At 71.9% G+C, this 14,668-nt stretch carries 14 protein-coding genes; 6 read left to right on the forward strand and 8 right to left on the reverse strand.

Features of this window, described 5'->3' with window-relative positions:
• Positions 1–5 precede the first annotated feature (5 nt).
• Positions 6–365 (reverse strand): NADH-quinone oxidoreductase subunit A, encoded by a 360-nt coding sequence (locus tag ACFC51_RS31865; RefSeq protein ID WP_003992243.1) that lies wholly within the window; start codon positions 363–365, stop codon positions 6–8.
• A 1,121-nt stretch (positions 366–1,486) separates the two neighbouring features.
• Between ACFC51_RS31865 and ACFC51_RS31870 the strand changes: the two genes are divergently transcribed.
• Positions 1,487–2,302 carry a C40 family peptidase gene (locus tag ACFC51_RS31870; RefSeq protein ID WP_376374629.1) on the forward strand — a complete coding sequence of 272 codons (816 nt, stop codon included), beginning with the start codon at positions 1,487–1,489 and terminating at the stop codon, positions 2,300–2,302.
• A gap of 66 nt (positions 2,303–2,368) precedes the next feature.
• On the opposite strand, the gene mptB is transcribed toward ACFC51_RS31870, so the two are convergent.
• Both mptB and ACFC51_RS31880 read right to left on the reverse strand, forming a co-directional pair.
• Positions 2,369–3,847 (reverse strand): polyprenol phosphomannose-dependent alpha 1,6 mannosyltransferase MptB, encoded by a 1,479-nt coding sequence (gene mptB / locus ACFC51_RS31875; RefSeq protein ID WP_376532116.1) that lies wholly within the window; start codon positions 3,845–3,847, stop codon positions 2,369–2,371.
• A gap of 56 nt (positions 3,848–3,903) precedes the next feature.
• Positions 3,904–5,187, reverse strand: coding sequence for a geranylgeranyl reductase family protein (locus tag ACFC51_RS31880; RefSeq protein ID WP_376374623.1), 1,284 nt, complete (start codon positions 5,185–5,187; stop codon positions 3,904–3,906).
• A gap of 97 nt (positions 5,188–5,284) precedes the next feature.
• On the opposite strand from ACFC51_RS31880, the gene ACFC51_RS31885 reads away from it, so the two are divergent.
• Complete coding sequence (locus ACFC51_RS31885) at positions 5,285–5,803, forward strand: GNAT family N-acetyltransferase (protein ID WP_376374621.1); 519 nt, start codon at positions 5,285–5,287, stop codon at positions 5,801–5,803.
• Between the two features lie 114 nt (positions 5,804–5,917).
• Here ACFC51_RS31885 and ACFC51_RS31890 read toward each other — a convergent pair whose 3' ends face one another.
• Positions 5,918–6,610 carry a demethylmenaquinone methyltransferase gene (locus ACFC51_RS31890; protein WP_376374618.1) on the reverse strand — a complete coding sequence of 231 codons (693 nt, stop codon included), beginning with the start codon at positions 6,608–6,610 and terminating at the stop codon, positions 5,918–5,920.
• Positions 6,611–6,731: 121 nt separating this feature from the next.
• On the opposite strand from ACFC51_RS31890, the gene ACFC51_RS31895 reads away from it, so the two are divergent.
• The 3 genes from ACFC51_RS31895 to ACFC51_RS31905 are packed head-to-tail and all read left to right on the forward strand — an operon-like array spanning position 6,732 to position 9,091.
• On the forward strand, positions 6,732–7,262 hold the full coding sequence (locus ACFC51_RS31895) for a SigE family RNA polymerase sigma factor (protein WP_376374615.1): 531 nt from the start codon (positions 6,732–6,734) through the stop codon (positions 7,260–7,262).
• Positions 7,263–7,271: 9 nt separating this feature from the next.
• Positions 7,272–8,087: a hypothetical protein gene (locus ACFC51_RS31900; RefSeq protein WP_376532118.1), complete on the forward strand. Its 816-nt coding sequence runs from the start codon at positions 7,272–7,274 to the stop codon at positions 8,085–8,087.
• 50 nt (positions 8,088–8,137) lie between these two features.
• Positions 8,138–9,091 (forward strand): DUF3152 domain-containing protein, encoded by a 954-nt coding sequence (locus tag ACFC51_RS31905; RefSeq protein ID WP_376374609.1) that lies wholly within the window; start codon positions 8,138–8,140, stop codon positions 9,089–9,091.
• Positions 9,092–9,108: 17 nt separating this feature from the next.
• Here ACFC51_RS31905 and ACFC51_RS31910 read toward each other — a convergent pair whose 3' ends face one another.
• From ACFC51_RS31910 to ACFC51_RS31925, 4 genes are all read right to left on the reverse strand, one after another.
• On the reverse strand, positions 9,109–9,753 hold the full coding sequence (locus ACFC51_RS31910) for a hypothetical protein (RefSeq protein ID WP_376374607.1): 645 nt from the start codon (positions 9,751–9,753) through the stop codon (positions 9,109–9,111).
• 7 nt (positions 9,754–9,760) lie between these two features.
• Positions 9,761–10,960, reverse strand: coding sequence for a cyclic dehypoxanthinyl futalosine synthase (gene mqnC / locus ACFC51_RS31915; RefSeq protein WP_376374604.1), 1,200 nt, complete (start codon positions 10,958–10,960; stop codon positions 9,761–9,763).
• Positions 10,961–11,032: 72 nt separating this feature from the next.
• Positions 11,033–12,703 carry a protein kinase gene (locus tag ACFC51_RS31920; RefSeq protein ID WP_376374601.1) on the reverse strand — a complete coding sequence of 557 codons (1,671 nt, stop codon included), beginning with the start codon at positions 12,701–12,703 and terminating at the stop codon, positions 11,033–11,035.
• 390 nt (positions 12,704–13,093) lie between these two features.
• The gene (locus ACFC51_RS31925; RefSeq protein WP_376374599.1) at positions 13,094–13,972 is read right to left on the reverse strand and encodes a menaquinone biosynthetic enzyme MqnA/MqnD family protein; all 879 of its coding nucleotides are present in this window, start codon (positions 13,970–13,972) and stop codon (positions 13,094–13,096) included.
• Between the two features lie 287 nt (positions 13,973–14,259).
• On the opposite strand from ACFC51_RS31925, the gene ACFC51_RS31930 reads away from it, so the two are divergent.
• On the forward strand, positions 14,260–14,463 hold the full coding sequence (locus tag ACFC51_RS31930) for a cold-shock protein (protein ID WP_003967102.1): 204 nt from the start codon (positions 14,260–14,262) through the stop codon (positions 14,461–14,463).
• Positions 14,464–14,668 lie beyond the last annotated feature (205 nt).

A 14,668-nucleotide genomic window follows, 5' to 3' on the forward strand; every position in this document is an offset into this window, starting at 1 on the left:
GCCCCTCAGTCCCATTCCAGGCCGCCCCGGCGCCACACATACGCGTAGGCGACGAAGACGGTGAGCACGAAGAGCAGCATCTCCACGAGCCCGAAGATCCCCAGGGCGTCGAAGGTGACCGCCCAGGGATAGAGGAAGACGATCTCGATGTCGAAGACGATGAACAGCATCGCCGTCAGGTAGTACTTGATGGGGAAACGGCCGCCTCCGGCTGGAGTGGGGGTGGGTTCGATGCCGCACTCGTACGCTTCGAGCTTTGCTCGGTTGTACCGCTTCGGGCCGATAAGCGTGGCCATGACCACGGAGAAGATCGCAAACCCTGCCCCGAGGGCGCCGAGCACGAGGATGGGCGCGTAGGCATTCACGCTCCTCGCTCCTTCCAGTCGTCCTTGACCGTTGGACCGCATCGGGCGATTCGGCTCGCCACCTCATCAAGATCGTGCACATGTGAGGCAGTTCACAAGCCCGACTGCCCCGCATCCTATGCCTGCCGTCCTGTGATCTGCGACACGGGGTACAGCAACGTCTTTGTGATCTCCACCACCTGACGAACGATCATGAAGTCGGATGAGCGGTGATCTTCGTACGCGAAGCGGCCGGGCGGTTACGAGACGTGACATCTTGCGGCGTTACCGCTGGTCAGAAGGGCGTGGCTCTATCAATGGACAGCCACTACAAGCAAATTGGCGATGGACACCGATCGGGTGATATAGGAATCCGCCGCAGGGCACCTCCACCCGGACGAGGGGCTTCCGGTACCGATGTGGACATTGCGCACGCATTCACGAAGTTCCGGGCGCAGCCCGGGAGCGACTCCGAACCCGCCCCGGAGGGCGGCCCGGAGCACGGCTCGCGGATGCGAACCGGGCAGGGCGCGGATCGCGTCCGGGGTGCGGTCCGCGGACGACCGGCAGCCCCTCCCGAGCGGATCACCCACCGCCCTCCCGGGAGGGTCGCCGGCGAGCCGGCCGCCGGACCCCGCTCCGGACCCCGGCGGGCGACCGGTTCGGACCCCTCCGGACCCCGGCGGGCGGCCGGCTCGGACCCCTCCGGACCCCGCCGGGCGGCCGGAGGGGCACCGACGCCCCCCTGCGGGCGGCCGGAGGGTCGTCGACGAACCCGGGGCGGACGGCCCGGAGAACGGACATGACTCACCTATGGGCCACACCGCCGCCGGCCCCGCTCCCCACGCGGCGCGCGGCCGCGCGGTTGCCTCTCACGGAAGAGTCATGCTGTGACCTGCGCCACTCCATGCATGCTTCAAGACAAGCGGGCTTGGCCAACCGTGTGAACGGATGGTAAGCGACGGGCAATTCGGGCGTATTGAAAGAACGCCGTGATCACAGCGGTGTACACGCATGCCCGTTTTGCCCGTTAGGGCGTCAATAAGGGCCCGTAACAAGCGGATTCACGGATTCCGAACGTAACTGTGTCGCAACACACGTTTCTTGATGGGACCCCTACAGCCCTGATAGCGCTAGTACTCATGTCCCACACCGCTCACATACCCAGCCACCGGAAGCCCCGCCAGCGTGCCTCGAAGACGGCACTGCGGGCAGGAGTTGCCGGTGGCGTCCTCAGCACCATCGCGGTCGCGGGTGCCGCCGGGCCGGCTCAGGCCGAGCCGGTGACCCAGACCATCGAGATGCCCACCATCACCGCCGGGCTCTCCACCTCCGTCGCCGCGTCCGCGCAGGCGACCCAGGCTGTCGCTCTCGACCTCGAGACGCAGGCTCACGAGGACGCCGCAGCCGCCACCGCGGCGAAGACCGCCAAGAAGGCCAAGGCCGAGGCGGTCCGCAAGGCCGAGGCCAAGAAGAAGGCGGAGGCGGAGGCCGAGAAGAAGGCCGAGGCCGCCGAGCGCGCTTCCCGCTCGGCCGAGCGCACCACGCTCAGCGCCTCCACCGCATCCTCCGGCTCGTCCTCCTCGTCGTCCTCGAGCGCCACCGGGTCCGCCGCGTCCGTCATCGCGTTCGCGCAGTCCCAGGTCGGCGACGCGTACGTCTCCGGCGGCACCGGCCCGAACTCGTGGGACTGCTCGGGTCTGGTCCAGGCTGCCTTCGGCTCGGTCGGCATCGACCTGCCGCGCGTCTCGCAGGACCAGTCGACGGCCGGCACCCAGGTCTCGCTCGACAACCTCCAGCCCGGCGACATCCTGTACTGGGGTGGCGCGGGCAGCGCGTACCACGTCGGGATCTATGTGGGCGGCGGCCAGTTCGTCGGTGCGCAGAACTCCAGCACCGGCGTCGTGCAGAAGTCCCTGGACTACGACCCGCCGTCGGGCGCCGTCCGCGTTCTCTGATTCACAAGCTCCGCACGCCTCGGCACGATCACGGGCCGTCCCTCCACCATCCGGAGTGACGGCCCGTCATCGTGCCGTGGGCGCGTCGGCCTCCACGGCGGCCTCCGCCGGCGGACGCTGGCCCGGCACGCGCGCCCGTCCGCCCTCGCTCCGCTCCCGGCGCAGGAGCACCACGCCCGCCGCGCAGGCGAGAGCGGCCAGGACGAAGCCGTACGGCGGGGTCGAGCCCGAGGGCTGCGTCTCGTAGACGAGCGCGGCCGACAGCACCGTCACCGCGCCGAGGGCCCGGCCGCCGTTCGCGGTCGCGGCGATCACCGCCGTCGCCCACAGCAGGTACCAGGGCTGCACCATCGGCGAGAGCACGACGAGGGCCAGCAGCGCCGGGCCAAGGGCGCGGAGGGGTTCGGTGCGCCCGGTCGCCGCCCGCCACGCCAGGCGGCCGATGAGGACCAGCGCGACCAGCAGGCCCAGGTTCTGCACGGAGGACTTGACCGGATCGGGGTCCGTCCCGGCCAGCAGCCGCAGGAGCTCCCCCAGTCCCAGGCCGAGGTCGCTGGTGAGGGACAGCGCGGTGTGGATGCGCCCCGCGACGCTCTGGGTCCCCAGCCAGCCGAAGCCCGTGCCGGGGACGAGGCTCACCCCGGCCGCGACGGTCCCGGCGACCAGCCCGGGCAGCAGCCCCTTCGCCACCCGGCGCACGGCCGGTCCGGCCGACGCCCGGCCCACCACGACGCCGGCGAACAGCAGCGCCACCGCGGCCGGGGACTTGACCATCACGGCGAGGCCGAGGAGCGCCGAGCCGGTGATCCACCTGCCGCGCAGTGCGAGCAGCACGCCCGCCAGCATGAGACCGGTCATCAGACCGTCGTTGTGGACCCCTCCGACGACGTGGATGAGCAGGAGCGGGTTCAGCGCGCCCAGCCACAGGGCGGCGCTCTCACTGCGGCCGTGCTCCCGTGCCAGGTTCCGCAGGGCCCACACGATCAGCACCAGCGCGCCCAGGGCGAGGAGACGCATCCCGAGGACGGCGGGCACGATCGTGCCACCGGTCGTCCAGGTCACGGCGCGCGCCAGGATCAGGAAGAACGGGCCGTACGGTGCCGGGGTGTCGGTCCAGTGGCCGCCGACGCTCGCGGCCGCGTCGCCGCCCGGCCCGCCGGGGTCGAGGACGGACGGCCCGACGCTGTAGACGTCGTGGCCTTCGAGGACCATCGCGCCCTGCGCGATGTAGCTGTAGACGTCGGCGCTGTAGAGGGGTGGTGCCACCACGAGCGGCGCGGTCCACCACGCAAGGGTGGTGAGGGTGCCGCGTACGGAGGCCCCCGTCCGCCCGTACAGCCACCAGGCGACGACGAGCGCGGTCAGTCCGCCGTACGCGAGCGCGTACCCGGCGGCGGTGACGGCGGCCCCGTGGGGGACCCAGAGGCCCCACGGGTCGCGGGCGGGCAGTGTGCCGACGGCCCAGCCGCCCGACGCGACGCCCAGCGATCCGGCCGCGCCGAGCCACCGGCAGCCCCGGCTGGTCCATGCCCTAGATGCCCCCATGGCCCCGAACCTATCGCAGGCCGGGGCGCCGGGGACGGGGCCCCGGGGGATCGCGGTCAGGCCTTCGGCGCGACCTTCGAGAGGCCGTTGATGATGCGGTCCATCGCGTCGCCGCCCGTCGGGTCGGTGAGGTTGGCGAGCATCTTCAGCGTGAACTTCATCAGCAGGGGGTGGGTCAGACCGCGTTGGGTCGCGATCTTCATGACGTGCGGGTTCCCGATCATCTTCACGAAGGCGCGGCCCAGCGTGTAGTAGCCGCCGTAGGTGTCCTTGAGGATCTTCGGGTAGTGCTGGAGCGCCAGTTCCCGCTGCGCCGGGGTGGCGCGGGCGTGCGCCTGGACGATGACGTCCGCGGCGATCTGGCCCGACTCCATGGCGTACGCGATGCCCTCGCCGTTGAAGGGGTTGACGAGGCCGCCCGCGTCGCCGACGAGCAGCAGGCCCTTGGTGTAGTGCGGCTGGCGGTTGAAGGCCATGGGGAGCGCGGCGCCGCGGATGGGCATGGTCATGTTCTCGGGGGTGTAGCCCCAGTCCTCCGGCATGGAGGCGCACCAGGCCTTGAGCACCTCGCGCCAGTCGAGCTCGCGGAAGGCCTTGGAGGAGTTGAGGATGCCGAGGCCGACGTTGGACGTGCCGTCGCCCATGCCGAAGATCCAGCCGTAGCCGGGCAGCAGGCGGTCCTCGGCGCCGCGGCGGTCCCACAGCTCCAGCCAGGACTCCAGGTAGTCGTCGTCGTGGCGCGGCGAGGTGAAGTACGTACGGACCGCGACGCCCATCGGGCGGTCCTCGCGGCGGTGCAGGCCCATGTTGAGCGAGAGCCGGGTGGAGTTGCCGTCGGCGGCGACGACGAGCGGGGCGTGGAAGGTGACCGGGGTCTTCTCCTCGCCGAGCTTGGCGTGGACGCCGATGATGCGGCCGGTGCGCTCGTCCTTGACCGGCTCGCCGACGTTGCACCGCTCGTGGAGCCGCGCGCCCGCCTTCTGGGCCTGGCGGGCCAGCTGTTCGTCGAAGTCGTCGCGCTTGCGGACGAGACCGTAGTCCGGGTACGAGGCGAGGTCCGGCCAGTCCAGCTGGAGACGGACGCCGCCTCCGATGATGCGCAGGCCCTTGTTGCGCAGCCAGCCGGCCTCTTCGGAGATGTCGATGCCCATGGAGACGAGCTGCTTGGTGGCGCGCGGGGTGAGACCGTCGCCGCAGACCTTCTCCCGCGGGAAGGCGGTCTTCTCCAGGAGGAGCACGTCGAGTCCGGCCTTGGCGAGGTAGTACGCGGTCGTGGAGCCGGCTGGGCCCGCTCCGACGACGATCACGTCCGCGCTGTGTTCGGAGAGGGGCTCGGTCACGGTCGGATCTCCCGAAGACTCGAATTCGCGTGCCGCGCGGCACAGGTCGCGTGCAGTCTATGGGTGCCTGCTGATCAACCTCCCGAAGGGCTCCCCGATGCCGCACGCGCCTGACCAGACTCCGCCCGTCCATCTGCGTGTCCCCACCGACGAGGACGCCCTGGCCTGGCACCGGGTGTTCGCCGACCCGGAGGTGATGGAGTTCCTCGGCGGCCGCCCCGCGGAGTACTCCGTGTACGAGGAGCTGACCGCCCGCCAGCGCCGCCACGACGCCGAGCTCGGCCACTGTCTGTGGACGGTCCTCGACGACACGGGTGAGGTGCTCGGCTTCACGGGCGCCCAGCCGTGGCCCCACGCGTCGTTCGGCCCGGTGGGCGAGGTCGAGATCGGCTGGCGGCTGGGCCGGGCGGCATGGGGGCGCGGGTACGCGACCGCCGCCGCGCGGGCGACGCTGGAGCGCGTGAGGGAACGCGGGGTGCGGGAGGTGGTGGCGATGATCAACGCACGCAACGCGCGCTCGGTCGCCGTCGCCGTACGTCTCGGCATGCGGCAGGCCGAGACGTACGTCAGCCCGGTGTCGGGGCAGGAGGCGTACTGCTTCCGGCTGGAGCTCTGAGCCTCCGCCGCCTGCCGGCCGGCCGGAGCCCCGAGCACCCGCCGGCCGGTCGGAGCTCCGAGCCCCCGCCGCCTGCCGCCGGCCGGGGCCGTGGGAGGCCCGCCGCCGGGGCGGTCAGTCGCGGACGCCCCGGTGCAGGGCCACCACTCCCCCGGTGAGATTGCGCCAGGCCACCTTCGACCAGCCGGCCTTCTGCATCAGGGTCGCGAGGCCGGCCTGGTCGGGCCAGGCGCGGATCGACTCGGCGAGGTAGACGTAGGCGTCGGGGTTGGACGAGACGGCCCGCGCGACGGGCGGCAGCGCGCGCATCAGGTACTCGGTGTAGACGGTCCGGAAGGGCGTCCAGGTCGGCTGGGAGAACTCGCAGATCACCACGCGGCCGCCTCGACGGGTGACGCGGTACAGCTCGGCGAGCGCGGCGCCGGTGTCCTGGATGTTGCGCAGGCCGAAGGAGATCGTGACCGCGTCGAAGGTCTCGTCCTTGAACGGGAGCTTCGTGCCGTCGCCCGCGGTGAAGGGCATCCACGGGTGGCGCTGCTTGCCGACCCTGAGCATGCCGATGGAGAAGTCGCAGGGCACCACGTAGGCGCCGGCCTGCGCGAACGGCTGCGAGGAGGTGGCCGTGCCGGCCGCCAGGTCGAGGATCTTCTGGGCAGGCCGGGCGTCGACGGCGCGGGCGACCTCCTTGCGCCAGAGCCTCGCCTGTCCGAGCGACAGCACGTCGTTGGTGAGGTCGTAGTTCGCCGCCACGTCGTCGAACATCGAGGCGACTTCGTGCGGCTGCTTGTCCAGGGATGCTCGGGTCACCCTCCCATTCAAGCAGCCCCGTCCCCGCTCCCTCGCGGCGGCGTGGGAGGGGCTTCAACCTTTCCGGGCCGGCAGCGCTCGTACAGGGGTGAGACCACCGGAGAATGTGAGAGGAGGGCGGATGCCCGTCCTGCGCGACAGGGGCTCCACCGGCCCGAGCGGTTTCGAGGACTCCTTCGAGGACTTCGCCCGGGCTAACCAGCAGCGTCTGTACCGCACGGCGTACCTGCTCTGCGGTGACCGGGAGGGCGCCCGGGACCTGACCCAGACGGCCCTGGCGAAGATCTTCCAGCACTGGCGGCGGGTGAGCGCGGCCGACCGCCCCGAGGCCTACGCGCGCACGGTGCTGACGCGGACGTATCTCGCCGAGCGCCGGCGCCGGCTGCGCGACCTCCTGGCCCACACCCCCATCGAGGTGCCCCGGGCCGCCGTGGGCCCCGACCTGACCGTGACCCTGCTGGCCGCACTCGCGGAACTGCCCCCACGCGCCCGGGCGATGGTGGTTCTGCGCTACTGGGAGGACCTCAGCGTGGAGTCGGTCGCCGAGCTGCTCCGATGCAGCGAGTCCACCGTCAAGAGCCAGTGCTCGCGTTCCCTGGCCCGGCTGCGGGAGCGGCTGGGACCGGCTCATGTCTACATCACACCGAACTGAGGAGCCCACGTGACGGACCAGGACGCCCTGCTCGTCAAAAACGTCATGAAGCGCACGGCCGACGGTCTGGGCCCGCTTCCCGATCTGGTGCCCGAAGCCGTCGCCCGGGGCAGGCGTCGCCGGGCGAGGACCCGCCTCGCGCTCACGGCGAGCGCCTTCGGGGCGGTCACCCTGGGCGTGCTCGGCGCGGCCGTGCTGTCGGGCGGCGACTCCGGGCCGAGCCCCGCGTCCGCCACGGGAGTGGCGGCGGCTCCTGCGCCGTACCGCACACCGGTCCATGTGGAACCCTCCCCAGGGGAGCAGGTGGAGGGCGGCCTCGCCGGTCTGCCCGCCGGGGAGAGGCAGCGCCTGGAAAACTTCCAGCAGCGCGCAGCCGTGGCACTGGACGAGGCGCTTCCGGACACCGTCGGCACGATCCGGCCGGTCGACTCCACCGTCGTGCGCTACCAGGGGGAGGCGGACGGGAACGTCTTCACGGTGCACTTCACGGTCCGGCCGGCCGACGGCAAGGCGCCCGAGGAGTGCCGGGACGTCCCGCGGAAGCGGATGACCTGTGTGAAGGCGGAGCTCGCCGAGGGCAGCGAGGCGCGGCTCCGGCGGTCCGCCGTCAACTCCCTGGAAACGACATCCACATCGATCGACTTCGAATTCGGGAACAGCACGGTCCTGATCGACGTCTCACCGGACGAGGGGAAAGGGGTTTCCGCGCCGGTGACCGTTCAGCAGCTCCTCGACGGGGTGAGGGGAAGCGGGCTGCTGGACGTCGTGCGGTACGCGGACGAGCACCCGGTGCTCCAGAGAGAGGTCAGCGTGCAGGGCGGGTGAATCCCCCTTTCCTGGACGGACGTTCCGAGACCACGGACAGCAACCAGAAGATGAACATCGATGACACACGTCGTCCGCGGAGCGCCGCGGGCGCCCGCCGGGGGGCCGGGACATCAGCTCCGAGGACACGGCCTTCGCGCGCACAGGCCCGGAAGCGGTCCCTGGACCGCCGAAGACGGATACGAAGACGGCGCGCCGTCCTCGCAGGGGCCGTGGTCGCGGCGGCGGCCGTCGCCGCCTTCCTCCACGTCTCCCCGCCCTGGCAGGACGGCGGCGACGCGGTGGCAGCCGGCCGGGAGCCCGGCCGCAGCGCCTCGCCGACGGCCACGGCCCCGCCCGAGGCGCCGGCCTCACCGGAGGTGCCGGTGAGCCCCGCTCCCTCGGCCTCCTCCGGATCCGCCGATCCCTCGCCGGACGCCGAGGAGCCCGTGGACCCGGACTCCGTGCCCGTCTCGGGTCCCGGCACGTTCACGGTGGCGCACGAGGGCGCCTCCTCGGGCGGCGCGGGCAGCCGCTACCGGGTCGAGGTGGAGGACGGCATCGGGGTGGACCCGGACAGGGCCGCCGAGGACGTCGCGGAGATACTCGCCGACCCCCGGGGCTGGAGCAAGGGCGGGAGCCGCACCTTCCGGCAGGTCGACGACGACAGCGCCGGGCTGGTGATCCGCATAGGGACACCGCGCACCACCGACCGGCTCTGCGGGCAGTACGGGCTGAACACCAGGGGTGAGGTGAACTGTCGGGGCGGGAAGAACGTCATGGTCAACCTCGCCCGCTGGCAGCTGGGTTCACCGACGTTCGACGGGTCCGCCTCCGAGTACCGGGCCCTGATCGTCAATCACGAGGTCGGCCACTGGCTGGGCCACGGGCACGAGACCTGCCCCGGCGCGGGGAAGCCCGCGCCCGCGATGATGCAGCAGATCAAGGGGCTGAAGGGCTGCGTCTCCAACGCCTGGCCGTACGACGCGAAGGGGCGGTACCTGGGCGGGCCCTCCGTGCCGTGAGGCCGTTGCCGGCGGCGTCACCGCCGCCGGTGCACCAGCCGTCCGCCGAGGACCGTGGCCACGCAGCTCGCCGCTCCCGCCGCGCAGAGCGCCGCTTCGTCCGGCACGTCGAAGACCGCCAGGTCGGCGCGGCCGCCGACGGCGAGCGGGCCGTGCGCGGTGCCGGCCAGGTCAAGTCCGCGTGCGAAGGGGTCCAGGTCCGGTTCGCCGGCCGGGACCCCGCCCGGCCGGACCACGGTCAGACCGGCGCGGCCCACGGCGGTGCGTACGGCGGGGTCGGTGAAGCCGCCCGCGACATGGGTGGTGCCGTGGCGCAGCATGCGCTGCAGTCCTCGGCGCACGCTGCCCGCCCGGCGGGGCCCGTCCATCTGCCCGTCCAGCCGCTCGAACTCGGCTCCGGTCAGGGGCTGTTCGCCGAGCTCGTCGGCCTCGCGCGGGTCGGGGTGGTAGCAGCGGGTCAGCAGGGCGAGGCCGTCCCACTGGCGCAGGCCCGGCGTGAGGACGCCCGGCCACCGCCGGACCCGGGCCGCCGGGTGCGCGGCCACGACCGCGTCCAGCGGGCCGAGGGCCACGATGCGGTCGCCGTCCACGGCCACCGCGCCCTCGGCGACGGCCGCCGCGCCGACCGGCAGGACCAGGGGCGCGGCGTGAACGGTCAGCACGCGGTGATCAGTGGGCGTCGAGGAGCTTCAGCTCCGGGTGCGCCGTGCCGCCCGCGATCGCGGTCGAGGAGATGTGCGAGACGACGCGCTCGTCGACCGGGTCGTTCGCCGGGTCGTCGTGGACGACCAGGTGCTCGTAGGTCGTGGCGCGCTGGGCGGGGACGCGGCCCGCCTTGCGGATGAGGTCGATGATCTCGAGCCGGTTCGAGCGGTGCTTGGCACCGGCCGACGAGACGACGTTCTCCTCCAGCATGATCGAGCCGAGGTCGTCCGCGCCGTAGTGCAGGGACAGCTGGCCGACCTCCTTGCCGGTGGTCAGCCAGGAGCCCTGGATGTGGGCGACGTTGTCGAGGAAGAGCCGGGCGATGGCGATCATCCGCAGGTACTCGAAGAGGGTGGCCTGCGTCTGCCCCTTCAGCTTGTTGTTCTCCGGCTGGTAGGTGTACGGGATGAAGGCGCGGAAGCCGCCCGTGCGGTCCTGGACGTCGCGGATCATCCGCAGGTGCTCGATGCGCTCGGCGTTGGTCTCGCCGGTGCCCATCAGCATCGTGGAGGTGGACTCCACGCCGAGGCCGTGGGCGATCTCCATGATCTCCAGCCAGCGCTCGCCGGACTCCTTGAGCGGGGCGATCGCCGTACGCGGCCGGGCGGGCAGCAGTTCGGCGCCGGCGCCGGCGAAGGAGTCGAGACCGGCGGCGTGGATGCGCTGGACGGCCTCCTCCGCGGAGACGCCCGAGATGCGGGCCATGTGCTCGATCTCGGAGGCGCCGAGCGAGTGGATGACCAGCTGCGGGAACGCCTTCTTGATCGCGGAGAAGTGCTCCTCGTAGTACTCGACGCCGTAGTCCGGGTGGTGGCCGCCCTGGAACATGATCTGGGTGCCGCCGAGCTCGACGGTCTCCGCGCAGCGGCGCAGGATGTCGTCGAGGTCGCGGGACCAGCCCTTGGCAGCGTCCTTGGGCGGCGCGTAGAACGCGCAGAACTTGCACGCCGTGACGCAGACGTTGGTGTAGTTGATGTTCCGCTCGATGATGTACGTCGCGATGTGCTCCGTACCGGCGTAGCGGCGGCGGCGCACGGCGTCGGCGGCGGCCCCCAGCGCGTGCAGCGGTGCCGACCTGTAGAGGTCGAGCGCCTCCTCCGGAGTGATCCGCCCGCCTTCGGCGGCGCGGTCGAGGACGGGCTGAAGGTCGGCCTTCTCGGTCACCGGGCTGTCACCTTTCGGCGGTTTTTCTACGGATCCACGGACCGATCCAGCCTACGCCAGCCCCTGTCGGGGTCAGCCGTCGGACCGGGTGAGTGTGCCCTTGGGCGTGCCCGCGGCCTCCTCGTGCGACTCGTAGAGCAGGGTGTCGCCGGCGCCGAGGGTGAAGACGAGGTCGGCCTCTCCCCCGGTGCACAGGGTGCCGCCGCGGGCATCGGGGTCGGCGCGTTCGCGGATCTTCAGTTCGGTGGCCGTACCCGAGGTGAGCGTCCCGACGGCCTTGCAGACGACGGTCGTTCCGAGCGCGTCGAACCGGTACGACAGCCGGACTACCTCGTCGCCCTTCCTCCCCTCGACGAAGACGGCAGTGACCGTGCCGTGCGACAGGCCGCTGCGCTCGGTCGCGGGGCCCTTCCAGGTGCCGGCGAACGCCTCGGGTACCGCGCCGACGGGTGCGGAGGCGGCCGAGGAGCTCGCGGACGGCTGGGGCTGCGCCGCGTCGGGCGGGGTCGGCGACCCGCCGGAGGAGGGGGGCTGTGCGGTGTCGTTGCCCCGGTCCTCGTCGCCGCTCCCGAACAGGTCCCCCAGCATCCCGGTGCCGATCGTCACGACGGCCAGCGCGCCGGCGACGGCCAGGGCGACGGTGCAGCTGACCCGGCGCCCCCGGCGGCCGCCGGGCTCGGGGCGGGAGTCCATGGTGACGGCGACCCGGGCTCCGGGCCCCCGCTCCGCCGGGGTGCCCGGGAGCCCGTCGGGCGGGGCCGGCAGCGGCGGGCCGAAGGCACCGAGCGGCGCGGCCCCCAGCGAGGCGTTGCTGAACGGCACCGGGCCCGACTGCACGGGCGCGTCCTGCGGCTCCAGGTCCAGCAGGGCCACGGCCGACCGGCTGACCTCGCGCACCAGCGGGCCCGGCAGCCAGCCGGGGGCAACCAGCGCGGCGGCCCCGCCGGGCGCGAGCCTGCGGGCGAGTTCGGCGGGTGCGGGCCGGTCGGCGGGGTCCTTGGCGAGGCATCCGGCCACCAGCTCCCGCAGATCGCCCTCCAGGTCGCCGAGTTCGGGTTCCTCGTGGACCACCTTGTAGAGCAGCACCGCGGAGGAGTCGCCCGGGAAGGGCGCGGTGCCGGTCGCCGCGTAGGCGAGGACCGCGCCGAGCGAGAAGACGTCGGCAGCGCCGGAGAGGTCCAGCCCCCGGATCTGCTCGGGCGCCATGTAGCCGGGCGAGCCGACGGAGACGCCGGTGGAGGTGAGGGAGACGGTGGCGCCGAGGGCCCGGGCGATACCGAAGTCGATCAGACGGGGGCCGTCCAGGGCGAGCAGGACGTTGGACGGCTTGACGTCCCGGTGGATGAGGCCGTGCGCGTGCACGGCGTCCAGTGCCTCGCCGAGCCCGGCCCCCAGGGTCCGTACCGCGTACTCGGGCAGCGGGCCGTGGCGGGTGACCGCGTCGGAGAGCGGGGGCCCTGCGACGTAACCGGTGGCCACCCACGGCACGGCCGCGTCCGGGTCGGCGTCCAGGACCGGGGCCGTCCACTGCGCGCCGAGGCGCCGCGCGGCGTCCACCTCGCGCCGGAATCTCGCGCGGAACTGCTCGTCGAGGGCGAAGTGGGGGTGGACGACCTTGACCGCGACGGTACGGCCGCCGGCGCTGCGGCCCAGGTAGACGCGGCCCATCCCGCCGGCACCGAGCCTGCCCAGCAGCCGGTAGGCGCCGATGGTGTGCGGTTCGCCGGCTTCCAGCGGCTGCATACGGTCTCCCCCTGTGGACCCCGGGACTCGGACCGCAGCCTAGGGCGCCCGGCTCACGGGGTCACGGAGACCCCGTGAGCCGATATCGCCCCTATGGGCACGAAGCAGGGATTTCGCCACTCGGAAAGGCGTGAATACGCCGTTCGTCCACGTAGGCCGGGGTTCACCGGAGAGAAACCGGAAGGGCTTCCGCGCGTCGTCCGCTATTCCCCCGCGGGTGCCCGGAGGAGGTCTCCGTCACGGAACTCCGGACATTCGCGCCCTTTCCCGGGAACGGAATGCCGGAGCCATGCGTCAGGGCCGCGTCAGAGGTAAAGGACACCCGGACGGGAAGGCCCGGAAGGGCGCGGGATTCCCCTTCCCTCCCGCACCATTCCCGGGCCGCCGGTGTCAGCCGCCGAGCAGTTCGACCTTGACGTCCGCCGGGTAACCGGTCGTCGGGCCGGTCCGCCGGGCGAACTCGCGCACCCCCGCCAGCTGGTCCGGGCCGAAGCGGAAGTCCAGGGTGGTGAAGTAACGCTCCAGCACCTCGGCGTCGAAGGCCTCCCAGCGCGCCGCCTGCTCGGCCACCTTGGTGACCTCCTCCAGCGAGACGTCGCGGGAGGCGAGGAACGCCTCGTGCACCTTCTCCACGTACTCGGGGTGGGAGGCCAGGTAGTCCTTGCGCGCCGCCCAGACCGCGAAGACGAACGGCAGCCCCGTCCACTCCTTCCACATCTCGCCCAGGTCGTGGACCTGGAGTCCGAGCCTGGGGGCGTCGTGCAGGTTGGCCCGCAGCGCCGCGTCGCCGATAAGGACGGCCGCGTCGGCCTCCTGCATCATCAGCCCGAGGTCCGGCGGGCAGGTGTAGTAGTCGGGGGCGACGCCGTACCGCTCCGAGAGCAGCAGCTGGGCCAGCCGTACGGAGGTGCGCGAGGTCGAGCCGAGGGCCACCCGGGCCCCGTCCAGCTGCTCCAGGGGGAGCTGGGACACGATCACGCACGACATGACGGGGCCGTCGCAGCCGACGGCGATGTCGGGCAGGGCCACCAGGTCGTCGGCGTTGCGCAGGTACTCGACCAGGGTGACGGGCCCGATGTCGAGGTCGCCCGCGACCAGCTGCTCACTGAGTCTCTCCGGGGTGTCCTTCGAGAGCTCCAGATCGAGCAGGGTCCCCGTCCGTGCCAGGCCCCAGTAGAGGGGGAGGCAGTTCAGGAACTGGATGTGGCCGACGCGCGGCCTGCTGCGACGGTCGTCGCCTTCTACGGGAGAGACGGTTGAATTGTCCACATCGCGAGGCTAGACCTGCCTCTGCCGGCCCGCTTCATCGGGGCGTCCCGAGTGCCCTCCGGAGCCCTTGTCCGTCACCTCTCCGACGCCCCGATCAAACATCCGGGTGAAGTGATCTTTCCCTCTACCGCTCCCCGCACACTGCGTGCTAGGCTCGCCCGCAAGTTGCAGTTTGGTTTCCCTTGCAGTACAGAGCCTGCGGAGCATGTAACCCGCAGGCTTTTGTAGTTTTCAGACTTGTTTGCAGGTTCTGGAGCAGGGCAACCCTTTGGCCCAAGGAGGGCTTTATGGCTACCGGAACCGTCAAGTGGTTCAACGCTGAAAAGGGCTTCGGCTTCATCGCCCAGGACGGCGGCGGCCCGGATGTCTTCGTCCACTACTCCGCGATCAACGCGTCCGGGTTCCGCTCCCTCGAGGAGAACCAGGTCGTGAACTTCGACGTCACTCAGGGTCCCAAGGGTCCGCAGGCTGAGAACGTCACCCCGGCCTAGTTGCCCGGGTCGGCCGATCGCGGCCGAGTGAGCAGTACCCAAGGAGCCCCGCTCCCCCGCCCCGGCGGAGGAACGGGGCTCCTGCCTTGTCCGGGCCCCGCAGGTCACAGCGGCCGCGACCGGGCCCGGACATGTTCAGGGCCTGTGCAGAGCGTCACCCGATGCTGACGAGCCCGCCCCTCACAAGGCAGACTGTTGAGTCTGG

This window comes from Streptomyces sp. NPDC055962 (genome assembly GCF_042270185.1).
Lineage (GTDB): Bacteria > Actinomycetota > Actinomycetes > Streptomycetales > Streptomycetaceae > Streptomyces.

Excerpts from the sequence above, each read along its gene's own strand:
- ACFC51_RS31930 (WP_003967102.1), top strand. The coding sequence starts at position 14,260 with ATGGCTACCGGAACCGTCAAGTGGTTCAACGCTGAAAAGGGCTTCGGC.
- ACFC51_RS31870 (WP_376374629.1), top strand. The coding sequence starts at position 1,487 with ATGTCCCACACCGCTCACATACCCAGCCACCGGAAGCCCCGCCAGCGT.
- ACFC51_RS31905 (WP_376374609.1), top strand. The coding sequence starts at position 8,138 with ATGAACATCGATGACACACGTCGTCCGCGGAGCGCCGCGGGCGCCCGC.
- ACFC51_RS31885 (WP_376374621.1), top strand. The coding sequence starts at position 5,285 with ATGCCGCACGCGCCTGACCAGACTCCGCCCGTCCATCTGCGTGTCCCC.
- mptB (WP_376532116.1), bottom strand. The coding sequence starts at position 3,847 with ATGGGGGCATCTAGGGCATGGACCAGCCGGGGCTGCCGGTGGCTCGGC.
- ACFC51_RS31895 (WP_376374615.1), top strand. The coding sequence starts at position 6,732 with ATGCCCGTCCTGCGCGACAGGGGCTCCACCGGCCCGAGCGGTTTCGAG.
- ACFC51_RS31920 (WP_376374601.1), bottom strand. The coding sequence starts at position 12,703 with ATGCAGCCGCTGGAAGCCGGCGAACCGCACACCATCGGCGCCTACCGG.